At 41.7% G+C, this 22,133-nt stretch carries 25 protein-coding genes; 13 read left to right on the forward strand and 12 right to left on the reverse strand.

What is annotated here, in order from left to right; genetic code table 11:
• Nucleotides 1-18: 18 nt before the first annotated feature.
• On the reverse strand, nt 19-765 hold the full coding sequence (locus tag ACFQ0V_RS02575) for a DUF6612 family protein (RefSeq protein ID WP_381009317.1): 747 nt from the start codon (nt 763-765) through the stop codon (nt 19-21).
• Between the two features lie 60 nt (nt 766-825).
• Entirely contained in the window at nt 826-1,233 is a 408-nt protein-coding gene (locus ACFQ0V_RS02580) for a ribonuclease HI family protein (RefSeq protein ID WP_381009319.1), read from the reverse strand.
• A gap of 35 nt (nt 1,234-1,268) precedes the next feature.
• On the opposite strand from ACFQ0V_RS02580, the gene ACFQ0V_RS02585 reads away from it, so the two are divergent.
• Nucleotides 1,269-1,463 carry a zinc-finger domain-containing protein gene (locus ACFQ0V_RS02585; RefSeq protein ID WP_381009321.1) on the forward strand — a complete coding sequence of 65 codons (195 nt, stop codon included), beginning with the start codon at nt 1,269-1,271 and terminating at the stop codon, nt 1,461-1,463.
• A 32-nt stretch (nt 1,464-1,495) separates the two neighbouring features.
• Here ACFQ0V_RS02585 and ACFQ0V_RS02590 read toward each other — a convergent pair whose 3' ends face one another.
• The 3 genes from ACFQ0V_RS02590 to ACFQ0V_RS02600 form a co-directional block, all read right to left on the reverse strand.
• A complete protein-coding gene (locus ACFQ0V_RS02590) occupies nt 1,496-1,699 on the reverse strand; it encodes a cold-shock protein (RefSeq protein ID WP_381009323.1) in 204 nt (67 codons plus the stop codon).
• Between the two features lie 77 nt (nt 1,700-1,776).
• Nucleotides 1,777-2,313, reverse strand: coding sequence for a transcription repressor NadR (locus ACFQ0V_RS02595; protein ID WP_381009324.1), 537 nt, complete (start codon nt 2,311-2,313; stop codon nt 1,777-1,779).
• Between the two features lie 28 nt (nt 2,314-2,341).
• Nucleotides 2,342-3,478: a cysteine desulfurase family protein gene (locus ACFQ0V_RS02600; protein WP_381009326.1), complete on the reverse strand. Its 1,137-nt coding sequence runs from the start codon at nt 3,476-3,478 to the stop codon at nt 2,342-2,344.
• A gap of 95 nt (nt 3,479-3,573) precedes the next feature.
• On the opposite strand from ACFQ0V_RS02600, the gene nadC reads away from it, so the two are divergent.
• The 6 genes from nadC to ACFQ0V_RS02630 all read left to right on the forward strand — a co-directional run bounded on the left by nadC (nt 3,574) and on the right by ACFQ0V_RS02630 (nt 10,023).
• Nucleotides 3,574-4,428: a carboxylating nicotinate-nucleotide diphosphorylase gene (gene nadC, locus ACFQ0V_RS02605; RefSeq protein ID WP_381009328.1), complete on the forward strand. Its 855-nt coding sequence runs from the start codon at nt 3,574-3,576 to the stop codon at nt 4,426-4,428.
• Nucleotides 4,429-4,445: 17 nt separating this feature from the next.
• Nucleotides 4,446-5,534: a quinolinate synthase NadA gene (nadA, locus tag ACFQ0V_RS02610; protein ID WP_381009384.1), complete on the forward strand. Its 1,089-nt coding sequence runs from the start codon at nt 4,446-4,448 to the stop codon at nt 5,532-5,534.
• Between the two features lie 274 nt (nt 5,535-5,808).
• On the forward strand, nt 5,809-6,927 hold the full coding sequence (gene proB / locus ACFQ0V_RS02615) for a glutamate 5-kinase (protein WP_381009330.1): 1,119 nt from the start codon (nt 5,809-5,811) through the stop codon (nt 6,925-6,927).
• Nucleotides 6,914-8,140 (forward strand): glutamate-5-semialdehyde dehydrogenase, encoded by a 1,227-nt coding sequence (locus ACFQ0V_RS02620; RefSeq protein WP_381009331.1) that lies wholly within the window; start codon nt 6,914-6,916, stop codon nt 8,138-8,140. The genes proB and ACFQ0V_RS02620 overlap by 14 nt, the downstream gene beginning before the upstream one ends.
• A 141-nt stretch (nt 8,141-8,281) precedes the next feature.
• On the forward strand, nt 8,282-9,346 hold the full coding sequence (locus tag ACFQ0V_RS02625; RefSeq protein ID WP_381009333.1) for a branched-chain amino acid aminotransferase: 1,065 nt from the start codon (nt 8,282-8,284) through the stop codon (nt 9,344-9,346).
• Nucleotides 9,347-9,471: 125 nt separating this feature from the next.
• A complete protein-coding gene (locus ACFQ0V_RS02630) occupies nt 9,472-10,023 on the forward strand; it encodes a restriction endonuclease (protein ID WP_381009335.1) in 552 nt (183 codons plus the stop codon).
• Here the strand turns inward: ACFQ0V_RS02630 and ACFQ0V_RS02635 are convergent.
• Complete coding sequence (locus tag ACFQ0V_RS02635; protein ID WP_381009336.1) at nt 10,016-10,591, reverse strand: YrvL family regulatory protein; 576 nt, start codon at nt 10,589-10,591, stop codon at nt 10,016-10,018. The genes ACFQ0V_RS02630 and ACFQ0V_RS02635 overlap by 8 nt on opposite strands.
• A 55-nt stretch (nt 10,592-10,646) precedes the next feature.
• On the opposite strand from ACFQ0V_RS02635, the gene ACFQ0V_RS02640 reads away from it, so the two are divergent.
• The gene (locus ACFQ0V_RS02640) at nt 10,647-10,964 is read left to right on the forward strand and encodes a CHY zinc finger protein (RefSeq protein WP_381009338.1); all 318 of its coding nucleotides are present in this window, start codon (nt 10,647-10,649) and stop codon (nt 10,962-10,964) included.
• Nucleotides 10,965-11,025: 61 nt separating this feature from the next.
• Here the strand turns inward: ACFQ0V_RS02640 and ACFQ0V_RS02645 are convergent, their stop codons facing one another.
• From ACFQ0V_RS02645 to ACFQ0V_RS02655, 3 genes are read right to left on the reverse strand one after another with little or no spacing between them, the layout of a single operon-like run.
• On the reverse strand, nt 11,026-11,319 hold the full coding sequence (locus ACFQ0V_RS02645) for a DUF2653 family protein (RefSeq protein ID WP_381009339.1): 294 nt from the start codon (nt 11,317-11,319) through the stop codon (nt 11,026-11,028).
• Entirely contained in the window at nt 11,304-11,753 is a 450-nt protein-coding gene (locus ACFQ0V_RS02650) for a hypothetical protein (protein ID WP_381009341.1), read from the reverse strand. The genes ACFQ0V_RS02645 and ACFQ0V_RS02650 overlap by 16 nt, the downstream gene beginning before the upstream one ends.
• 58 nt (nt 11,754-11,811) lie before the next feature.
• On the reverse strand, nt 11,812-12,759 hold the full coding sequence (locus ACFQ0V_RS02655; RefSeq protein ID WP_381009343.1) for a hypothetical protein: 948 nt from the start codon (nt 12,757-12,759) through the stop codon (nt 11,812-11,814).
• 71 nt (nt 12,760-12,830) lie between these two features.
• On the opposite strand from ACFQ0V_RS02655, the gene ACFQ0V_RS02660 reads away from it, so the two are divergent.
• The 5 genes from ACFQ0V_RS02660 to ACFQ0V_RS02680 all read left to right on the forward strand — a co-directional run bounded on the left by ACFQ0V_RS02660 (nt 12,831) and on the right by ACFQ0V_RS02680 (nt 19,636).
• On the forward strand, nt 12,831-13,628 hold the full coding sequence (locus ACFQ0V_RS02660; protein WP_381009345.1) for a UvrD-helicase domain-containing protein: 798 nt from the start codon (nt 12,831-12,833) through the stop codon (nt 13,626-13,628).
• A gap of 592 nt (nt 13,629-14,220) precedes the next feature.
• Entirely contained in the window at nt 14,221-16,041 is a 1,821-nt protein-coding gene (gene ltrA / locus ACFQ0V_RS02665) for a group II intron reverse transcriptase/maturase (protein WP_381009346.1), read from the forward strand.
• Between the two features lie 114 nt (nt 16,042-16,155).
• A complete protein-coding gene (locus ACFQ0V_RS02670; protein ID WP_381009348.1) occupies nt 16,156-17,514 on the forward strand; it encodes a 3'-5' exonuclease in 1,359 nt (452 codons plus the stop codon).
• Between the two features lie 273 nt (nt 17,515-17,787).
• Nucleotides 17,788-19,167 (forward strand): Na+/H+ antiporter NhaC, encoded by a 1,380-nt coding sequence (nhaC, locus tag ACFQ0V_RS02675; protein WP_381009349.1) that lies wholly within the window; start codon nt 17,788-17,790, stop codon nt 19,165-19,167.
• A gap of 10 nt (nt 19,168-19,177) precedes the next feature.
• Complete coding sequence (locus ACFQ0V_RS02680) at nt 19,178-19,636, forward strand: DUF523 domain-containing protein (RefSeq protein ID WP_381009351.1); 459 nt, start codon at nt 19,178-19,180, stop codon at nt 19,634-19,636.
• A gap of 52 nt (nt 19,637-19,688) precedes the next feature.
• On the opposite strand, the gene ACFQ0V_RS02685 is transcribed toward ACFQ0V_RS02680, so the two are convergent.
• From ACFQ0V_RS02685 to ACFQ0V_RS02695, 3 genes are all read right to left on the reverse strand, one after another.
• A complete protein-coding gene (locus tag ACFQ0V_RS02685; protein WP_381009352.1) occupies nt 19,689-20,375 on the reverse strand; it encodes a DUF421 domain-containing protein in 687 nt (228 codons plus the stop codon).
• 82 nt (nt 20,376-20,457) lie between these two features.
• Entirely contained in the window at nt 20,458-20,988 is a 531-nt protein-coding gene (locus tag ACFQ0V_RS02690; RefSeq protein ID WP_381009353.1) for a hypothetical protein, read from the reverse strand.
• Complete coding sequence (locus tag ACFQ0V_RS02695) at nt 20,981-22,054, reverse strand: DUF2157 domain-containing protein (RefSeq protein WP_381009354.1); 1,074 nt, start codon at nt 22,052-22,054, stop codon at nt 20,981-20,983. Before ACFQ0V_RS02695 ends, ACFQ0V_RS02690 begins: the two co-directional genes overlap by 8 nt.
• Nucleotides 22,055-22,133 lie beyond the last annotated feature (79 nt).

A 22,133-nucleotide genomic window follows, 5' to 3' on the forward strand; every position in this document is an offset into this window, starting at 1 on the left:
CTCATGCGCTTTTGTCGTCTACTCAATCACTACAGCCGATTCTGGAATTGTAATGTCGAGTGCTTCATTGTAGCGGTAATCTTTCGTAAATGTTTTACGCTGTTGTGGAAATTCTTGTCCTTCTACCGAGTACGTATAATATTCAACAAGTTCTGTTCCTTGTACTAAGTTTGTTTCTTTGTCGATCATAATTTGGATGCGATATTCGTCATATTCAGGCATTTCGATGATGAGATCGTCTGCTTGAATGCTACGTTTCGCAAACTCTTGAAATTGTGCCGTAAATTCCTCTTCTGTCGGTGCATATGTTAAAATGTACATTCCGTCTTTTTCGTCGACCGTCATATGATTTTCGAGGTCGTCAATCATTCGTTCAAAGACGTGGAATGGGTTTTCTGAAATTTTCTCGAATTCTTCTAATACGAGAGCAGCGAAAGTATGTTCACGTTCTCGTTGTTCTTCAGGAATTTCAGGACCTTCAAAATAATTATGTTCCGCATCAGCGTAGTAAATCATGCCATTTAATTGCGTGTCGACGCGGACAAGGTTATTTTTCATATCCATTTCACGGAAAGATTCGTGACGGAAATCGTCATTTCCCTCATCGTATGTAACGTAAATTGTATCAAGTTCGGCATGTGCTTTTTTCGTATCTTCAATAATTTTAGCAGCTTTGCTATCTTTTGGCTTCGTTCCATCGCTACTTCCACAAGCTGTTAAGACGAGCAGTAAAGCGAAGAACAAGACAGTGAATAATCGTTTCATTCAGTATGAAACCTCCTTTTGTTTTACAGTAGCAATTGTATGTGAAAGCTTCATGAATCGCTACTGTTTTCGCACGTGACGTTCGGTTAAATGAATGGCACGCCTTGCGAGTTGATCGGCAGCTTTATTTTGTTTTTCTGGAATCCAGTCGACGAAACAATAATCAAATTGATCGGCAAGCGTCAAAATTTCGTGTAAAATAGGACGGAAACGTTTATTTTTCGTTTTTCCTCGTTGAAAGCTATCGACGACGACTTGTGAGTCAGAATAGACTCGCACGAATGTCGTATTTAATTGTTTCGCTTCATGTAAAGCGATGCGCAGAGCGATAAATTCGGCAAGATGATTATCTGTCGGTTCGATCGGTTCGGCAATATGGATGAGGTGGCCTTCTCCACGAATGAAAATACCGACGCCACTCGGACCAGGATTCCCAGCGCTCGCTCCGTCAATAAAAAGTTCTAACATATGATAAACCTCATTTCGAAAGGAGATGATGAATGATGGAACGGAAACAATACATTCGAGAAATGGATGAATTAACAGATACGTATTGTGAAGGTTGTCTCGTCAAGCAAACGTTGACGAAAGAAAGAAGTAAAACGAATGCGCACCGGTTCTGTATTACGGAATGTTCAATCGGGTTGACGATTCAAAAAATAGGAGAAGCATTTATGCAACAACATAAAAAAGGATGACACACTACTATGAGTGAGGTCATCCTTTTATTTTATCCGTTCACAGAGACATTCGTTGCTTGAGGGCCTCGGTTCCCTTCCTCAACTTCAAAGGAAACAGATTGACCTTCTTCCAATGTTTTAAAGCCTTCCGCTGCAATACCCGTATAATGTACGAATACATCTTCACCATCTGAAGTTTCGATAAATCCGTACCCTTTTTCGTTGCTGAACCATTTTACAGTACCTTCACGCATGACGAATTCCTCCTTAGTGATTCCATTATTCATAATGTGATTTCACTATACAGGACTATTAAATTTTCGTCAACGCTTCATTCGACTAAAATCCCCGCCTCACGCAATTTTTGCTCTGCTTTTTTCATCATTTCAGCGTCTTTTGAAGCGATCGTATGCATATGAATCTCATCTTCACTTAATGTTGATAAGTACGCTGCTTGATATTTTTGAACTCGTTCGATAAATTGTTGCACTTCCAAACGGTTCGATACCATGATCGAAGCGCGTAAGTCCCCATAAATCGGATGCTCAACAGCGACGTCTTTCACTAATATTCCGTGGTCGACGAGAATGTTGAGTTCTTCTTCTGTTTGATCGGAGCGATGGGAGCAGACGATCGTTTTTTCAATCATGTTCGATTCATTCGCAGGTTGGGTGTATAAGTAACCGCGACTCGTTGCTAAAATCGGAATACCTTGTGCTTTCAGCAACGTAATATCGCCGACAATTACTTGTCTACTCACATTTGCTCGTTCACCGAGCTCGCTTCCTGTAAGTGGTGATTCGGATTGTTTGAGCCATTGGAGTAGTTGTTCGCGCCGTTCATTCCCGAGTAATTTTTCTTCGGTCATATTGAAGCCTCCTTCATCATGTCGATGTTTATTTTACCATAGTTACATGTTCTGTATAAATAGAGTGAATCGTTTCCGCCAAAGCTTTCACATCTTTTACTGTCGTCGATTTTCCAAACGAAATCCGCACGAATTCTTTCGCTCGGTCAGGAGAAGCATCGATTGCGTACATCGCTTTTGAAGCAACTTGCATGCCGACTTGGCAAGCGCTACCCGTCGAAATCGCAAACCCTTTCTCGTTCAATCGCAACATGAGTAACTGTCCTTCTATCGGGTAAATACCGAGCCCGATAATGTGAGGAATTGTGTTTTCACCGTAAATCGTTAAATGGTGGGCTGGAATCATTCGTTTCAGTTGGTCGATGAGTTGTTTATGAAGCGCATTCGCCTGTTTTTTAAAATCTTCTCTTTCTTCAATCGCAAAAGTCGCTGCTGTTGCGAAACTTGCAATACTCGGCGCGTCTAGCGTCCCACCTCGAAATCCTCCTTCTACAGGAAAACCTTGGAATAGTGGTTCGAATCGAACATGTTCTCGAATGTACACTGCACCTACACCGATCGGTCCGCCGACTTTATGACTGGAAACCGAAGCGGAATCGATATACGGAATGATGGGAGAAATGTCGATTTTTCCGAATGACTGGACGAGATCGCAATGGATTAATGCGTCGTACTTTTTTGCAATCTTTGCGATTTGTTCAATCGGCTGAATCGTTCCGAGTTCTGGATTGACATGTTGAACGATCATCATGCCGATATTTTCATTCATCTTTTTTTCTAAGATGTCCATATCGATTATTCCATCTGTTCGAAAAGGGACGGAATGAATCGTATACCCGTGCCTTGCTAAATAATCTACAGCGCTATCGCAAGAAGCATGTTCTCCTTTGCTAATGATGATTTCTTTTTTACATGAGGCGAGTGCGATTTGAACGATGGCAAGCACATTGCTTTCCGTCCCGCTATTCGTGAAAAATATGCGATGATTCGGCACGTTAAGCAATCGAGCAATCCTTCTACGACTATTTTCAATTAATTGCGCCGCAAGCCCTCCGACATCGTGTAAACTATTTGAATTTCCGTACATTTTCACGTTCGCTTCTTTCAAGACGTCAAGAGCACGTTCATCCATCGGTGTCGTCGCACTATGGTCAAAATAAATCATAATCATTCTCCTTTATGAAAACTCAGTAAAAATATCTTGTCATAATTTTCGATTTATGTAAAGATAGATGTCAAGACAGTAAGGTGGGGTGTAAAATGAATAAAGTACAAATGCGAGAGCAACTCGTTTCTTTTTATAAGGAAGATGTCGGGACGGGAGATCTCTCAGTGGAATCGATTTTTCCAGAAGAGATGACAGGTGAGTTGACACTCATCGCAAAAGATACGGGCATCTTTTGTGGAAAGATGGTGATTGAAGAAGGATTTAAGCTAGAAGGAACAAATGTGACGATCGAATACTGTCGTAACGATGGAGAGACAATAACGGCTGGTGAAACGGTCGCGACCATTCAAGGACCGATTCGAACACTTTTAACTTGTGAGCGACTCGTTTTAAATCTCATTCAACGGATGAGCGCGATTGCGACGAAGACGAATCATCTTATTCAGTTGATGGGAGAGACGAATACTCGTCTAGCCGATACGCGTAAAACAGCACCAGGACTTCGCATGTTTGATAAATATGCGGTGAAAGTAGGTGGCGGACACAACCATCGCTTCGGTTTGTATGATGCAATTATGTTGAAAGATAACCATATCGCCTTTAGTGGCTCGATTACAGAAGCGGTGAATAAAGCGCGCGACTATGTCGGTCATACGGTCCCAATCGAAGTTGAAATCGAAACAGAAGAGCAATTGGATGAAGCGATTCAAGCGGAGCCAAATATCATCATGTTTGACAATTGTACGCCTGAACAAATTGCCGAGTGGCTACCGAAAGTGCCGAAGTCGATTGCGACAGAAGCGAGTGGCATGATCACAGAAGAGACGATTCGCGCTTATAGTGAAACAGGTGTTGATTACATTTCAGTCGGGGCATTGACGCATTCGGTTCGAGTATTTGATATGAGTGCGGTCGTGAAAATGAAAACGATGGAGGAGACATCATGACTTTATTAAATGATTTAATGGAACAAGAACAGAGCTTTTTGCCAGAGCGCTATCGAAACTTATCGGAAGACGAGATGAAAACACGAATTCGTGAAATAAAAGAACAATTTGGAGCGAAATTGTTCATTCCAGGACATCATTATCAAAAAGATGAAGTGGTTGAATTTGCGGATGCGACAGGAGATTCATTGCAGCTCGCTCAAATTTGTCAAGCGAATGAACAAGCAGAACATATCGTATTTTGTGGTGTTCACTTCATGGCGGAGACGGCGGATATGTTGACGACAGACGAGCAAACAGTTTATTTACCAGACATGCGAGCAGGTTGTTCGATGGCAGACATGGCAAATATTGAACAGACGGAGCGCGCTTGGACGAAATTACAAGAGCAGTTCGGAGATACAATCATCCCGTTAACGTATGTCAACTCGACTGCGGCAATTAAAGCGTTCGTCGGGCGACATGGGGGAGCGACGGTAACGAGCTCGAACGCACATACGATGGTCGAATGGGCGATGACGCAAAAGGAGCGCATTTTATTTTTACCTGACCAACATTTAGGACGCAATACAGCGGTCGACCTCGGAATTGCATTAGATGAAATGGCCGTTTGGGATCCGATTCATGACCGCTTCGAATACGACGGTGACTTAGAAAAAGTGAAAGTAATTTTATGGAAAGGGCACTGTTCTGTCCATGAAAACTTCACAGTGAAAAATGTGGAATGGGTGCGTGAAACATATCCGAATATGAACATTATCGTGCATCCAGAATGTCCGTATGAAGTCGTTGCAGCGTCGGATCAAAACGGCTCGACGAAAAAAATTATTGAAACGATTGAAGCAGCAGCACCAGGAACAGAATGGGCAATCGGTACAGAAATGAACTTAGTGAACCGCCTCATTGCAAGTCATCCTGATAAAAAAATCATTTCACTCAATCCGTACATGTGCCCATGCCTTACGATGAATCGCATCGACTTACCACACTTATTGTGGAGTTTAGAAAGCATCGTAGCGAATGAGCGTGTGAACGTCATCACGGTAGATGAAGAGACGACGAAGCAATCGCTTCTCGCATTAGACCGTATGTTGCAACGTGCATAGTGACAACTTTTCTTGACAATTCGTTTAGATGTTGTATGATAATAAAAACTAAACATCGGCGATAAGAAGACCGAGTAATGATCGTGAACGAATGTCAGAGAGCGAAACAGTAGCTGAAAGTTTCGTCATTCGAGCGGTGATGAACCTACCTTCTTGCTCTAATAACATTAGCGCGTCATTCACGTTAAGAATGATAGAGAGAAATGAGAAATCATTTAATCGAAGGTGGTACCGCGGAAACATATGTTTTCGTCCTCGAACGAGGGCGATACATATGTTTTTTTACGTTCAAGGAGGAGAAAAAATGCGAATTACTGTAAAAATCGGGAGTAGTTCCCTTACGAATGTGAATGGCGAAATTGATAAAGAAAAAATGATCGAACACGTCCAAGCGATCGCTGAATTGAAAAAGCGTGGCTACGAAGTGATGCTCGTATCATCAGGAGCTGTCGCAAGTGGCTTCAAACAGCTGAACTATGCAACGCGTCCGACGACGGTAAAAGGAAAACAAGCAGCAGCTGCAGTCGGCCAAAGTTTACTCATTAAAACATATATCGAATTGTTTCATTATTTTGACATTATTCCAGCGCAAATTTTATTGACGCGTGATGACTTTACAAATCCGAAATCGTTCAACTATATTTTCAATACGATTACGGAACTGTTAGAACGAGGTATCGTGCCGATCATTAATGAAAACGATACGGTATCGATTGCGGAATTAACATTCGGCGATAACGATTTACTATCTGCATATGTCGCAGGTTTTTTACATGCGGATCAGCTCATCATTTTAACGGATATTAACGGCATTTATTCAGCTAATCCGAGTCAAGATCCGACGGCGGTTAAATACGATAAAATTACAGAATTGACGCCGGAACTGTTCGGGCAAACGACGTCAGAAGGTTCTTCGCTCGGTACAGGCGGTATGAAATCGAAATTGTACGCTGCCGAAGTAGCGGGAGAGCTCGGTGTCGATTGCTTTATCGGACGTGGCGAATCGAAAGATAAACTGACAGATATTGTAGATGGTCACGGTGATGGAACGTACATTCAATTAGACGTTGAAAAATCGATGACGAAAAAACGTCAATGGGTCGCATTGCATGCGGAACCAGCAGGGACGATTATCGTCGACGAAGGGGCGAAAGAAGCGCTCATGAACCGTGGGAAAAGTTTACTTCCCGTAGGGGTCACTCGCGTAGAAGGAGACTTTTCTGCAGGGGATGTCGTCAATGTGTATTGTGGTGATGAACTGATTGGAAAAGGACGCGTCGCTTACGATGCGAAAACATTGATGGGTTACAAAGAAGAATCAGGCGAAACGAAAGAAATCATCCACCGTGATGAGTGGGTGCAAATAGGGGGAATTTTACATGGAAATGATTGAAATCGGTCAACTCGCTAAAAAAGCGAGCCAGCAATTAGCACAACTGACAGAAGAACAGACGAATGAAGTGTTACGAGCGATCGCTTCACAATTAGAAAAAGATGCAGAGACGATTTTAGCAGCGAATGCGCAAGATATGGAGCAAGCGGAGAAAGACGGAATCGAAGCGAGTGTTCAAGACCGTATGTTGTTAACGGAAGACCGTCTAGCAGACATGATCGACGCAGTTCGTGAAATTGCGAAACTGCCAACGCCAATCGGCAATGTGTTAACGGAAACGACGCACGCGCAAGGAATGTCGATTGAAAAGACAGTCGTGCCACTCGGCGTTGTCGCGATGATTTACGAAGCGCGCCCGAACGTCACAGTGGACGCAGCAGCGCTCACATTTAAAACGAATAACGCGGTCATTTTACGCGGTTCTTCATCTGTTTTAAAGACGAATATGGCGATGATAAACTCGATTCAACGTGCGTTAACGGCGCAACAAGTAGACGAGCACGCGATTCAATTGTTGACGAATACGAGTTATGAATTTGCGGATCAGTTGTTGACGCTGAACGATTATGTCGACGTCATCATTCCACGTGGCGGTCAAGGACTCATTCAAAACGTCGTGAAAAAAGCTACAGTCCCTGTCATTGAAACAGGAGCGGGCAACTGCCATCTTTTCATCGACGAGGAAGCGAAGCCAAACATGGCATTGGACATCGCGCTCAACGCAAAATTACAAAGAACTTCTGTCTGTAATGCGATTGAAACGATTCTCTTACATGAGAAGTTTGACGCTTCTCCATTGCTTGCAGAACTTCAAAAGCGCAACGTTCGCATTTATGCAGACGATGCAGATTTACAAGGAGAAGGTGTGCAACCTGTCGCAGGATGGGATACGGAATTTTTAAATGAATCGGTTCGTTTAAAACGTGTCGCATCAGTAGAAGAAGCGATTGAGCATATTAACCGATATGGCACGAAACATTCTGAAGCGATCGTGACAGAAAATACAGCTCACGCGAATCAGTTTTTACAAAGCGTGGATGCTTCAACGGTATATCACAACGTATCGACACGCTTTACAGACGGCTTTGAATTCGGGTTCGGTGCAGAAATCGGCATTAGTACACAAAAACTTCATGCGCGTGGTCCGATGGGATTAGACGCGCTCACATCAACAAAATATATCGTCCGAGGCAATGGCCAAACGCGCGGATAATGTAAACGAAACATAGTCGTTCATGAAGAGCGACTATGTTTTTATTATCGTTAAAAAAATTTCAAAAAATCAGCAAAAATATATTTGAATTATTTGAAAATAGTGTACAATTGAAAGATAGCATTAAAGGGGGAATCATTCATGGAATTAACGATTGAACGTGCAACCGAGTTGCAAACAAAACCGAATTGGAATGACTTAACATTCGGTACAACATTTACAGATCATATGTTTGTTATGGACTACGAAGTAGGTAAAGGATGGTATGATGCGCGTATTATGCCGTATCAAGATTTACCTCTCAGCCCTGCAGCGGTCGTCCTCCATTACGGACAAACGGTATTTGAAGGCTTGAAGGCGTATAAAGATGACGCTGGAGAAATTTTCTTATTCCGTCCTGATGAAAATATGAAGCGTATGAATGATTCGTGTGAACGTCTATGTATGCCGACATTCGACGGACAGTTCGTCATCGAAGCGATGAAACAATTGATTGAAATTGAGAAAGATTGGGTACCTGAAGTGGAGGGTATGGCGCTTTACATCCGTCCTGTCATGTACGCGACAGAAGCGCACTTAGGTGTATCACCGTCTAAAAACTATCGCTTTATCGTCTTACTATCGCCGGTAGGCTCTTATTACGCAGAAGGAATCAACCCTGTTAAAATCGCGGTTGAAAGCCAGTTCGTTCGCGCAGTAAAAGGAGGAACAGGTGCAGCTAAAACAGCAGGAAACTACGCTGCCGCATTAAAAGCACAAGAAGTCGCTGAAAAAGAAGGGTACTCTCAAGTATTATGGCTAGACGGACGTGAGCAAAAGTACATTGAAGAAGTCGGCGCGATGAACGTCTTCTTTAAAATCGATGGCAAAATTGTCACACCAGAATTGAACGGCAGTATTTTGCCAGGAATTACGCGTAAATCAGTTTTACAATTGCTTCGTCATTGGGGCATGGACGTAGAAGAGCGTCGTCTTTCGATTGATGAATTGTTGGAAGCGGCGAAAAACGGCACACTCGAAGAAGCGTTCGGAACAGGAACAGCAGCAGTCATTTCTCCGATTGGAGAGTTGTTCTATAAAGGTGAAAAAACAGTCATTAACAACAATGAAATTGGTCCTGTCGCAAAAAAAATCTATGACACGATCACTGGTATTCAAAGTGGCGACGTCGAAGATCCGTTCGGCTGGCGTGTACAAGTAATTTAATCATGATATTTCAAAACTAAGAGGGACTGTCTCTCTTAGTTTTTTGCTGTTTCGGAAAGAAAGAGTAGCCGTTTTGTTAAAAACACGCTATGATAGAGGGGAACGTATGTTAGGAGTGCGACATTTTGAAGAAAAGTAATTGGAAAATAAAGATGAGTCGCGTTCTCGTCCTCATGACATTAATGATTGGCTTAATCTCAGGATATGTATGGACAGGAGATTGGATCGTTGCGTTAGCTAGTTTAGGCGGAGTAGCGATGATAATTACGCTGTTTACCTTTTTACATCTTTCGTATCGTCACCGTCAATGGCGAAAGGTCGAGATGGATGCAATTGATGAAATGACCGGCGAGCAATTCGAACAATATTTAGTCAAATTGTTTAAAGCGCACGGATATAAAGTGAAGCATACCCCTCTTTCAGGTGATTATGGCGCGGATTTAATTTTAAAAGAAGGAAATTATACAATCGTCGTGCAAGCGAAACGTTATCGCTCGACAGTCGGTTTGCAGGCGGTACAAGAAGCACTCGGTGCAATCAATATGTATGGAGCGGACGAGGCATGGGTCGTGACCAATAGCACATATACGAATCAAGCGAAAAAGCTCGCGGAAGCGAATGACGTCTATTTAGTCGATCGTCAAGGTTTGCGCGAGCTCGTACGTGAAGTTACTTAAGATTGTTATGTTTTTGCATTTCATTGTAAATCCACAACGTTGCTTTTTGTAAGTCTTGCAGTGGGATGTGCGGATATTTTTCATGTAAAATTTCGATGCACGTCCCGACATCGACTTCTTTTAATAACAGTTGGATTTCCTTCGCGATATGTGGGTCGATTTTCACCTTTTTTGATTTGAGCGACACTTCGCTACTCGCGACTAAGTAAAATAATAAACTATGAGCGAGCGCGATTCCGAATGCTGTTCCTGTCGTTAAATGAACGTGACTCGTGAAGGAGTCTAAGACGACAACGATCGAAAAGCTCGTCACCGTATCGACGACAAACGTAAGCCAAAGCGATTCAGGTCGTCTGCGTAACGCTTGAATCGCAGTTAAAAACGCATCGGTCACAAACCCGAAAAGAAAATCAAAGAAATAAAAAATAAGTAAAAAGCCGATTAAATTCCATGTGCTGGAATATGAGTTATCCATAAAGAAAATAATACCGCTATCTATAAAAATGAGTGGTACGAAAATGATGCTAAATGATAGCATAAGGAGAAAAAAGAGCGATAATCGTTTCAAGCTAAGAACTCCTTTCAAAATCTAGTACAAATTATACCATAGAAGGAGGGGACATATGTCGAATATACGCTTAAAAGGTGCGCTACTCGACGACGAGACGCGTTGTGTACATTATCATTCTCCGTTAGATGTTGTAGCGCTTCAATGTTATCAATGTCGAACGTTTTATCCGTGTTTTGCGTGTCACAATGAACGAGAAGATCATATTTTTAGGCCATGGCCTAAGACAGCTCAACGAGAACATGCGATTTTATGTGGTGTGTGTCGCACATTGCACACGATTGAGGCATATCAATCGATGACGCACTGTACGAACTGCGAAGCACCATTCAACCCGAAATGTGCGCTCCACGCTAAGCACTACTTCGAATAAAAAATCGACTTTTATATGAAAAAACCTTTCCGCTACATGAGTAGAGGAAAGGTTTTTAGCATTAGTCGATGACGGCGATAAATTCTTCATCATCTGTCAATTGTAAGTCGACTGAAGCACTTAATGGATCGACATCTGTATATTGTTCTAAATATAAGCGAATTGCTGCCACGAGTTCAGGCATTAATAAATCTTCCGTCACTCCGCGATACGTCACTTCCGCAAGAAAGGGTTGTGGAAAATCGTCATCATAGACAATCTCTGCTTCGAAATCTTCCGGCTGAGCGCCACGCTTTTGTGCTTCGTATAAACAAACACCGTTAATGAGTTCTTGAACCGTTAAGATGAGCGCCATGATTGGTGATCCTCATCTTTCTTCTCTTTTTTGCCGAATAAAAACTTAATGAGGCGGAAAAGTAGTCCGATAATGACGACGATGAAGAGAATGTTTAAAATCATGCCGACGATTGGTCCGAGTGCGCCTAAACCACCGAGCATACTACCGAATAAAAGACCAGCGAGTCCACCCATCATTAATCCACCGAGGAAGCCACCGCGTTTATTTGGTTGGTCGGGTGATTTTTTAGGCGTTTGGTTGACGTTTTGTTTTTGGTCGTTCTTTTTGTTAATGTTTGATTTATTCGGTGTTGGATTGCTTTTATTAAATCCACTTTTACCTGATTTGACACGTTTTGCTTCTGCTACAGACACATCATCTGTCATAAGAGCACCGATTGTTGGGCTCATGACGATCGTCAATGCAAGAAAAGCTGCAAATATTTTTTTCACTATGAAAACCTCCTACTAAATCTCTTTCTATTGTACCGTACAACGAAAAAAAGTGATACTAATTTGAATGAATAATGATTGTTTCGTATTGTTCTTGCAATTGGAGCAGTCTTTCGTCTGCAAGGCGTTTTTGTTTTACGAGTTCTGCTTGCATTTTTTTCACTTGTTGATACGGTTTTTGCAATGTTTCGGTATGTTCTTGAATTTTTTGATTGACGAGAAAATCGAAAATGAAACCGTCGAAGAAAAAGTCAGCAAAGCTGAGCGCGAAAGAAGGGACGATTTTCATTTCTTGCTCGATTATTTTTTGCACGTCTTGTAATTCGATTTCATAATCGCGTAAGGCGCGACGTAAAGGCAATGTTTCATTTTCAGCGGCTTGCATTTCCGAATGTTTGAGCGCTGTCGAAATGATGCCGCCACCAAACATGTCGAGCATCGAATAACCTGACGCGTTGTCTAAGCTTTTAAACATTTTGTCGAAGACGTGAAGTACGTGCACACCGGCTGCATGCGCTTCTTGAATTTGTTCGATGAGATGGCGCAATTCTTCTTGTTGAAGACGTATCGATTGTGCGTGTTCATAAGCTTCTTGATCTGTCGTCATGATGGATAAAGCTTTCGCTTCTAGCCAAGTTTTGTAGCGCTCGTCGAGATTGCCGATGTGAGCGATTCGTTTTGTGACAGCGTCATATTGCGCTTCGCACTTTTGAAGTTGATGCTCCGCTTCTGTCAGTCGTTGTTCCGCTTCGAATGCTTCGGATAGTTCTTTATCGATGACGGTATCCCATGAACCGATTTTTTGTTTCACGAATTTCTTTAAGGAAAACCGTTGTAATGCTTCGACATCGCGATGTTCTTTTTCGTGTTCACGTTGGAGTACTTGGACTTCTTTTTTATATTGGTCGCATCGTTTTGCTAAAGCAGTTTGCTCTCTTTGCAGTTGACTCATTTCGAGTCGTTCTGTTTGAATATGTTCATATTGTTGTTGCAGTGATGTTCGCATCTTCTCACCTCACTTGTTATGATACATATACGGAACATGATTGAGAAAGGTTTCAAAAAGGGTGACAATGAGTGAATACATTTTTACAACGAGTAGAAGAACGGACGGGCGTTCTTTTTAATGAGGAACAAATGGCAGCCATTCAACATGAAGAAGGTCCAGCGCTCGTCTTAGCATGTCCAGGGTCGGGCAAAACGACGACGATGATTACGCGACTTGCACGACTGATAGAAGAGCGTCATGTCGCGCCGCAACGATTGCTTGCCATTTCTTTTAGTAAGGCGGCGGCACTCGCATTAGGGGAGAAGTTTACACAGTTTTTCCCGCACTTACCAAAACCGCAATTTGCGACGATTCATCGTTTAGCTTTTCATATTACGCGTCATTATTTTGCGAAATATGAAATCGCATATCAATTGATTGAAAGCAATCAAGCGCCGATTACGAAACAACAATTGCTGAAAAAAAGCTATGAAATGGTCATGCGTCTATCGGCGACAGATGATGTCGTACAAGAATTAGAGACGCATATTACGTTATTGAAAAATAAAATGGTGCCGGTCGAGCGGTGGAAAGAAGTAGAAGGCCCATTTGAACGAGCGGGAGATATCGCTTATCAGTACGAGCAGTTGAAACGTCAATCAAGCCCGCGTTTAATCGATTTTGATGACATGTTAGAAATCGGAGAGCAAGCGTTACGAGAAGATGCGCAAATAAGGCAGCATTACGCTTCACTTTATGATTTTATCGCGACCGATGAAAGTCAAGATACGTCACTCGTCCAATTTAAATTAATTGAACATTTACTCGTCAATCATCAAAATTTATTCGTCGTAGCGGATGATGATCAGTCGATTGTGCGTCCATAAGGGTAGTGCGTATTTCACCTTGGGCGGTGAACTAACTAGAGAATGGTTAGGATATCAACCAACTTATCTTAGAGGGAAACTAATAAGGGAGTGTAGCATGTTGGTAAAGCCATAAGTTGACCGAAACGGATGGGTCACGACTGAATGGCAAGATATAAGAATAATAGGCATAAGGATGAAAGCTAAACTGCTTGAAGAATAGTCTGAATGGGTTTATGGTCACCTGTTAGGAAAGCCGTTTGCAACCTAACATCTATCCTCTTCTGGTGAATAGACACTTCACAAAGAAGATAGAACACTATTATAGATTGAAATAGTTGTTCTCGTTCTCAGTATAATAAGGATAGACATACCTATGGATTTAGGGAAAAGACGAAAGTTCCATCCGACAACCTATTGAACCTATACGTATTATGCTAAATGGAGATTACCTAAAATGGAATGCCTTTCTTGTAAGGCTATGACTGTTAGGGTCTGAATATCCATCATGGTAACGGAGTTCTCGTAGTAGTCCGAGATAGAGAAAGTCTATCACATGGCGAAGGGGAACAGCTTGTAAAGTATAAACAATGAAGAAAGGAGCGGAATGCTCTTGCAAAATTCAGAAGTTGTCTTATACAACCTATCTAAACAAACGTCAAACAAGAATTTTGAGTTCAATCGAATATATAGAAATCTTTTTAATGAGGATTTTTATATAAAAGCCTTCACGAAGATATACAAGAACAAAGGTAGCGGGACAAAAGGTATTGATGAGGAAACCGCGGATGGGTTTGGCAGAAAGAAAATTCAGCATCTGATTGAAATGATGAAGGCTGAAAGTTATAAGCCAAAACCAGTTAGACGTGTGTATATTCCAAAATCTAATGGTGAATCAAGACCACTAGGAATTCCCTCTTTCTCCGACAGGGTTGTACAAGAAGTATGCAGAATGATACTCGAAGCAATATATGAACCGGTTTTCTCAAATAACTCTCATGGGTTTAGACCTAAACGCAGTTGCCAAACAGCACTGCAAACTATTCAAGTAACTTATAGGGCGGCAAATTGGTTTATCGAAGGCGACATAAAAGGGTTTTTCGACAATATAGATCACAACATCCTAATAGGAATACTTCGCAAGAAAATTTCAGATGAACGCTTCATCCGTCTGATTTGGAAATTCCTAAAAGCAGGATATGTAGAAGATTGGAGATTCAATAAAACCTATAGTGGAACGCCTCAAGGTGGGATTATTAGTCCACTCCTCGCAAATATCTATCTTAACGAACTCGATGAGTATGTCGAAAAAATACTCAAATCGAGTTTTGATAAGGGAGAACCAAAGAAGAGGAAAAGAAATAAGGAATATCGAAAGTATCACCAAAGAAACCTTCGCCTGAAAAAGAAAATTGAAATGGAAACAAACACCGAGAGAAAAAACCTTATGATAGAGGAATACAAAGGAAACCGAAAAGTAATGTTAAACATCCCATACTACGAGCCTAATGATGAATCATTCAAGAGAATGAAATATGTTAGGTATGCTGATGATTTCTTAATCTGTGTATATGGGAATAAAGAGGATTGCATACATCTGAAAAAAGACATTGGATTGTTCCTGAAGGAAAGCCTTGGTCTTGAAATGTCGGAAGAGAAAACACTGATTACAAACTGCACAAAACCAGCAAGATTCTTGGGTTACGACATCAAGATAAGGGATGACATGAGCACGAAGTCAGACAAAAATGGTGTTGTCAAAAGAATGTTCAATGGTGGCGTACAACTCACAATCCCTGAAGGGACAATTGAGAAAATCATTGTGGAACAAAAGATGGTCAAAGATATAGATGCCAAGAAGTGGAAAATACTTCACAGACCTAGACTTCTGCGTCTTACGGAACTTGAAATAGTTGAGTTATATAACGCAGAATTGAGAGGGCTGTACAATTACTATGCTCTTGCAGAAAATGTGTCGCATAAGATGTGGCAATTGCGATATGTAATGGAGTATAGCTGCCTTAAAACGTTAGCTGGTAAGCACAAGTCCAGTATTGCCAAAATGAAAAACAAATACAGGCATGGAAAACACTGGGGAATACCTTATCAGACGAAAAAAGGCGATAGAGTAGCCTACTTCTATAACCAAGGCTTTACTATCAAAAAACCTACCTTTGAAAATGCAATTGATACAATACCAAACTTGTATAAATATGAAGGCACTACAACAGAACTTGAACGTAGAATTATGGCGAATGAATGCGAAATTTGTGGTGACAAAGACCCTAACACAAACTTTGAAGTACATCACATTAACAAAGTGAAAAATCTCAAAGGAAAGAAGTTTTGGGAAGTCATCATGATCGCCAAGCAACGCAAAACTCTTGTGGTTTGTGTGAAATGCCATAATGATATTCATAATGGCAAAGGATAGGCAGTTTATAAGTGGAGAGCCGTATACTCTGAGAGGAGTACGTACGGTTCGGAGGGGAGCATCGGGGAACCTACTGTAGAAATACAGCAAGGCACTGGGTGCTTACCCTACTACATGTGGCGCGGGGCGAGCCCGACGTATTTATTACAATTTGATCGACATTATCCGAACGCATCTTTTTATCATTTGCAATACAATTATCGCTCCGCTACGTCGATTATTGAACGGGCGAATCGTTTAATTCAACATAATCAAAAACGGTATGAAAAAGAGATGAATGCGGTGCGAGAGACGGCAGGAGACATTCGTGTCATCGCCTACGAAACGGAAACATTCCAAACGAATGCAATCGTCGATCAACTCGTAGAAGTTGAAAACTTTGATGCGTATGCGATTTTATTCCGAAACAATAAGTCGGCGATTCCTTACATTATGGAATTTCATAAACGAGGCATTCCTTTCCAATTGAAAGATGAACAAGGATTTTTCTTTAACCATTGGATTGTGAAAGATTTGTTTCATTTTTTCGCATTGAGTGAAGATCGGACGAATGTAGAAGCGTTCGGGAAAATCGCCTTTAAGTTGCAGCTTTATTTATCGCGCGTCATGTTGAACAATTTAAAAGGGCGGACCGTTCCACACTCGGTGTTCGATACTTTTATCGAAGTGAATGATTTGCGCACGAATCAGAAAGAAAGTTTGCAAATGATCGATGAGACGCTCGATGAATTTCCGAAAATGACGATTGCTGAATGCATTCGGACAATTCGTCAAACGTTTCGTTACGAAGAAGCGATCGTTCAACGAGCGGAGAAGTTCGGTTATCGTTTAGAAACGATGATGCAAATTTTAGATGAGATGGAACAACTTGGCGAATCGTGTCAAACGGTCGAACAGTTTCGAGAGAAAATCGATGAATTGCAACGAGCCGTCAAGGAAGCGAAGCATAAAGGAAATACACCACGCGTCACATTATCGACCATCCATTCTGCAAAAGGATTAGAATGGGATACCGTCTTTTTAATCGACGCGTCTGATGGCATTTTACCTTCTGAACGCGATGTGGAAGATGCTGAAATGTTAGAAGAAGCGAGACGCCTTTTCTATGTCGGGATGACGCGTGCGAAAAATACATGTCTCATTTCATATCCGAAACGAGCGGAAGACCGTGAACGCGCGCGCAGCAGTTTTTTAGAAGAATGTTTCGAATTTGAAGATGCAACAAAACGCCGTGTCGTCACATCGACCCGTCCTAAAGTAGCGAAGCGAAAAGCACGACCTCAAGTGAATGAACATGGCATGACGAAACTTGAACAATTCGCTGTTCAAAAACGGGTGGAACATCGTGTATTTGGTGAAGGTATCATCGTTGAATTGACGGCGCGGGATGTAAAAATACGCTTTGAAAAAGAGACGAAGCAATTCGACTTGCAAACGGTCATGACGTACGGATTTTTAACGGAACTTGAATAAACTATTGACAAAACCGACTTACGACCTTAACATATTGACTATTACAAGCAAATGAACGGAATTACGCAAATTGAAGTAGGATGACAAGGTGCAGCATGTAGAGATTGAACGGACGGTGAAAGTTCAGGCGGTTGTCAGACGAATTACGTTTTGCATAACGAGTAATTTCACAATTCGAGCGGGCTTTACAGTCAAGCAGGGTGGTAACGCGGAGCACACTTCGTCCCTAATTTAGGGATAGGGTGTGCTCTTTATATTTGGAGGGAATTGGAAATGTTACAAATGAAAAAATTAGTTACCCCGAAAACAGGAGAAGCTGTTTTTATACTTCTTCTGACACTTAGCTTACTCAGTGTATTTATTATCGGACTCGGCGTCGCACCGCACATTCCGTTATTGTTAGCTCTTTTTGTGTTGATTGGATACGGTTTGTTAAAAGGTGTGAAGTACCGTGATCTAGAAGCGGGTATGGTCGAAGGGACGAGTTCGAGTTTAGGTGCTGTTTATTTATTTTTTATGATTGGGATTTTAACGAGTAGTTGGATGGTCGGCGGAACGATTCCGACGTTAATGATGACGAGCTTCGAACTCGTCACGCCGCAATTTTTCTTTATGACGATATTCATCGTGACAGGAATTGTCGGCATTTCCATCGGTAGTTCGTTAACGACTGTTGCGACGATTGGCGTTGCGTTCTTCTCGATGGCAGCAGCGCTCGACCTTTCGTTACCGATGGCAGCAGGTGCGATTGTGAGCGGTGCGTTTTTCGGTGATAAAATGTCTCCTCTTTCAGATACGACGACGATCGCTTCGAAAACGGTCGGTGTCGATTTGTTCGAACATATTCGAAATATGGGATGGACGACGATTCCTGCTTTTCTCATTAGCGCCGTATTGTTTGCGATTTTGACGCCATCTGTCGGCGAATTAAATTTAGCGCAATTAGAAGAATATAAACAAAATATTTTAGCGACAGGACTCGTTCACGGGTATAGTTGGATTCCGATTATCGTCTTGTTCATCTGTACGTTTTTACGCGTTCCTGCTGTATTAACATTGTTCATCAGTTCAGCGACAGCGCTCGTATTATCGCGCTTCCATTCTTCGTACACAGTCGGAGAATATGTCGATATTTTATTCGGAGGATTCGAAACGAATACTGGGCATGAAGCGATCGATGCTTTACTTTCAAAAGCGGACGGCTTAATGGGCATGATGTTTACGATTTCACTCGTATTGCTCGCATTAAGCATGGGTGGTCTATTGTTTAAACTCGGCATCATTCAAGCGATTTTAGAACCGTTTGCGCATCGTTTAAAAACAAAAGCGTCTGTCATCGTCGGCGCAGCATGTACAGCGATCGGTGTGAACTTAGCGATCGGAGAACAATATTTATCCATTTTACTGACGGGTCAATCATTCGCTCCTCATTTTGAGAAAAATGGCTTAGCGATGAAAAATTTAAGTCGTGTCATGGAAGATGCAGGAACGGTCATTAACCCACTCGTTCCGTGGGGCGTATGCGGCATTTTTATTTCGACGACGCTCGGCATTCCGGTCATCAGTTACATTCCATTTGCGTTTTTCTGTTTATTATCACCGATTTTAACGATTATTTTTGGATTGACAGGAAAAACATTAACGAAAGCATAGGAGAGATACAATGATTCTCGTGAGCAGTTGTTTAGCAGGTAACAAAGTGCGTTATGATGGAGGGCATTGTTTGCAAGAAGTGATTGAAACACTCGTCCGCGAAGGAAAAGCAGTGACCGTTTGTCCAGAAGTGATGGGCGGTATGTCAACACCTCGCGAACCTTCAGAAATCATAGGAGGAGACGGGTTCGATGTGTTAGACGGACGCGCGCGTGTCGTATCGATTTCAGGAGAGGACGTGACGGAAGCTTTTTTAAAAGGGGCAAACGAAGCGTTACAAGTCGCCAGAAAATATAGTGCGACGACGATCGTCTTAAAAGAAGAAAGCCCTTCTTGTGGCAGTTCGCTCGTTTATGATGGCACGTTTACAGGCATGAAAGTAAATGGTCACGGTGTAACGGCAGCCCTTTTCAAACGAGAAGGCTATGATGTGTATAATGAAAAACAATGGTTAAAACAATGGGAATGAAAAACGTTGGAAACTGATGGAGTCATTCAGTTTCCAACGCTTTTTTTATTTCTTATTCTAACGGGACACAATGTTCTTCTGTCGTGTTATAGCGTTGGATGTGTAATCCTTCCGCAATAGACCATTCTGCTAATAAAACGGTATGCAGTGCGCCGACTTCACCTAATAGCCAAGCGTCCGAAAGTCCGAGTTGTTGTAATGTGGATTGGTGGATTTCGCCTTCGCTAATGAGTAAATAACTTAAATGAGGTTGTGCGACACTAATGTTCAGTTGAGCGTTTGTCGGAGGTTCTAAGTGCGCATACTTTTGTACGCTAAATGTGCCGTCTGGTTCTAAAAATAAATGATACACTTCTTTCAAGGAAAAAATACCTTGTGTTCTTAAAATAGAACGTAATTGTTCCATTTCAAGCTTTTGTTTGCGACATGTTTCAGAGAGAATCGTTCCTTTGTAAATTAAGCAAATCGGTACACCTTTCACAATTTTGCGCAAGCGATCGGAGCGGTAAACGAGCGTTTCAAAAAGATAAGATAGAGCAACCCATATTGCGAGCGCGACAGCCATTTGCCAAATCGGTATTTGCTCATCGTAGACGGACTCTTCAACAATGCCTCCGAAAACCATAAAATAGACGACGTCGCTCGGTGTTAATTGCGCTAAATGTTTCTTTCCGAGTAAACGAATAAAAAACAATAACAATAAAAAGCCGACGATTAATTTACTAGTGATGAGTATCATGCAATCACCTACTTTTTAAGACAACATACCCTGTCATGAGCAAGAAAAAACGTCAACTCTTCATCGAGCTGACATTTTTAAATTATCGCTTCTTCAATTGTGTAACGAGTGCATGTCCGTTATTGTAGCGCAATGTTGCGGTCCAGTGATATTCATAATCGATCAACGGCTCATTCGGTTCGTACACGTCCGCATGGCGAATCGCTTGTCCGACATTGAGCGTAATCGGATACGTGAATTGTTTCGAATCGTGATCTCCGTAATTGTACAAATAGAGAGACCCTTCTAAAAAGATGCGTTCGTCTGGTTTCGTAAGTTGAACGCGGCGCAATGTAAGTTCACCGTTCAATTCATCGAAGATCGCATACACTTTTGTTTGATAAGCATCGTCGTTTTCAATGCTTTGTTGCATCGTTTCATCCAATTGATCAAAAGAAGCTTCAACTTGAATTGTAATTGTTGGATTGTCATCGCCATTTTGATAAGAAATGGCGGGAATCGTAAATGTCTCTTTCGACTGCAAAATTTGCCATAGTGGAAAAGCGACAACGAGTAGACAAATGACTGAAAGTCCGACCGTGATCAACCATTCTGAAACAGTTAATTTACGCATGGCTCTGTCCCTCATTTCTTCTCGTTCTTTCAAACCAATAACCGAAACCGATCATCAACAATCCTGCGATGACGAAAAATAGCGATTGTGGAATGAGGTCGAACGTGTAATCAAAGTATAGACGAGCGATTAAAATCCCGATAAATACGATCGACTGTAACGGAGCGTACTTCAGTAAAGCGAAAGCAAAAATAGCGAATGCAATCGTGAAACTCGTACTGTAAATCGAAGCAGAATTTTCAGATACGGCTTGCCATGTGAATCGACCCATTAAAGAAAGCGATGTAATACTTATAATAATTGTGCCGAGCCATCTCGATAAATTGAAATATTTTTCGAAATGATTGAAAAATAACGCAATTCCTAAAATAAAGATTAATGAGATAGGAACAATTCCAGGAACGTCGATGCTGTTCATTAAAGCTGCAATCCAAACGACTAAAACGAGGACGACGCTGAAAAATCCGAGCTTCGATTCTTTTAATTTCACTTCATTCACCCACATGAGAAATGCGATGAGCGGTAAAATGAGCAAAATGCCGAATGAAAAGATCGTCGCATACCCTGCGGATGCCCATAGGAGCGATGCGGCAAACAGTAATGTAATCGGCAAGTCGACTAAAAATAAGACGAGTGGGATGAGAGTGATAGCCCACATGAGCGCAATCGTTCCAGTTTCAATATGGTTCATGTAAAGTGACGCGATAAAATACAAGCTTGCACCGGTAATGAAAGCGGCGATGTAATAAAAAGCACGTGCTGTTTTTTCGAAATGATGTTGCAAAGCGAAAGCGACGACATAACTAGCCAAGGTTGAAATAAATAAAATGCTGAACTTTAACAACAATGAAAATTGTGACCAATTTGTCGAGACAGCAATTAACACACCGAGTCCGATTAAAATAGCACCAATCGCTAAAATAATCGATAAAGTGGAGAGTCCTTCTTTCACTTCGTATTGTTCGAGTGCTTGTTCCTGTTGCTCCTTCGAAATGACTTGTTTTTTAACTAAATAATGTAATTCTTCTTGTAACTGGCGATAGTATGATGCGGTTATTTTTTTCATAAAGTTCGCCTCCCTATACTTATTATACTACACTTCGAAAAGAACAGAATACAATTAATGAGTAGGACGTTTAAATGTG

The sequence above is a fragment of the Savagea faecisuis genome, assembly GCF_042675605.1.
GTDB lineage: Bacteria > Bacillota > Bacilli > Bacillales_A > Planococcaceae > Savagea > Savagea faecisuis.

Excerpts from the sequence above, each read along its gene's own strand:
- ACFQ0V_RS02575 (WP_381009317.1), bottom strand. The coding sequence starts at position 765 with ATGAAACGATTATTCACTGTCTTGTTCTTCGCTTTACTGCTCGTCTTA.
- ACFQ0V_RS02580 (WP_381009319.1), bottom strand. The coding sequence starts at position 1,233 with ATGTTAGAACTTTTTATTGACGGAGCGAGCGCTGGGAATCCTGGTCCG.
- ACFQ0V_RS02585 (WP_381009321.1), top strand. The coding sequence starts at position 1,269 with ATGGAACGGAAACAATACATTCGAGAAATGGATGAATTAACAGATACG.
- ACFQ0V_RS02590 (WP_381009323.1), bottom strand. The coding sequence starts at position 1,699 with ATGCGTGAAGGTACTGTAAAATGGTTCAGCAACGAAAAAGGGTACGGA.
- ACFQ0V_RS02595 (WP_381009324.1), bottom strand. The coding sequence starts at position 2,313 with ATGACCGAAGAAAAATTACTCGGGAATGAACGGCGCGAACAACTACTC.
- ACFQ0V_RS02600 (WP_381009326.1), bottom strand. The coding sequence starts at position 3,478 with ATGATTTATTTTGACCATAGTGCGACGACACCGATGGATGAACGTGCT.
- nadC (WP_381009328.1), top strand. The coding sequence starts at position 3,574 with ATGAATAAAGTACAAATGCGAGAGCAACTCGTTTCTTTTTATAAGGAA.
- nadA (WP_381009384.1), top strand. The coding sequence starts at position 4,446 with ATGGAACAAGAACAGAGCTTTTTGCCAGAGCGCTATCGAAACTTATCG.
- proB (WP_381009330.1), top strand. The coding sequence starts at position 5,809 with ATGTTTTTTTACGTTCAAGGAGGAGAAAAAATGCGAATTACTGTAAAA.
- ACFQ0V_RS02620 (WP_381009331.1), top strand. The coding sequence starts at position 6,914 with ATGGAAATGATTGAAATCGGTCAACTCGCTAAAAAAGCGAGCCAGCAA.
- ACFQ0V_RS02625 (WP_381009333.1), top strand. The coding sequence starts at position 8,282 with ATGGAATTAACGATTGAACGTGCAACCGAGTTGCAAACAAAACCGAAT.
- ACFQ0V_RS02640 (WP_381009338.1), top strand. The coding sequence starts at position 10,647 with ATGTCGAATATACGCTTAAAAGGTGCGCTACTCGACGACGAGACGCGT.
- ACFQ0V_RS02645 (WP_381009339.1), bottom strand. The coding sequence starts at position 11,319 with ATGGCGCTCATCTTAACGGTTCAAGAACTCATTAACGGTGTTTGTTTA.
- ACFQ0V_RS02655 (WP_381009343.1), bottom strand. The coding sequence starts at position 12,759 with ATGCGAACATCACTGCAACAACAATATGAACATATTCAAACAGAACGA.
- ACFQ0V_RS02670 (WP_381009348.1), top strand. The coding sequence starts at position 16,156 with ATGTGGCGCGGGGCGAGCCCGACGTATTTATTACAATTTGATCGACAT.
- nhaC (WP_381009349.1), top strand. The coding sequence starts at position 17,788 with ATGTTACAAATGAAAAAATTAGTTACCCCGAAAACAGGAGAAGCTGTT.
- ACFQ0V_RS02680 (WP_381009351.1), top strand. The coding sequence starts at position 19,178 with ATGATTCTCGTGAGCAGTTGTTTAGCAGGTAACAAAGTGCGTTATGAT.
- ACFQ0V_RS02685 (WP_381009352.1), bottom strand. The coding sequence starts at position 20,375 with ATGATACTCATCACTAGTAAATTAATCGTCGGCTTTTTATTGTTATTG.
- ACFQ0V_RS02690 (WP_381009353.1), bottom strand. The coding sequence starts at position 20,988 with ATGCGTAAATTAACTGTTTCAGAATGGTTGATCACGGTCGGACTTTCA.
- ACFQ0V_RS02695 (WP_381009354.1), bottom strand. The coding sequence starts at position 22,054 with ATGAAAAAAATAACCGCATCATACTATCGCCAGTTACAAGAAGAATTA.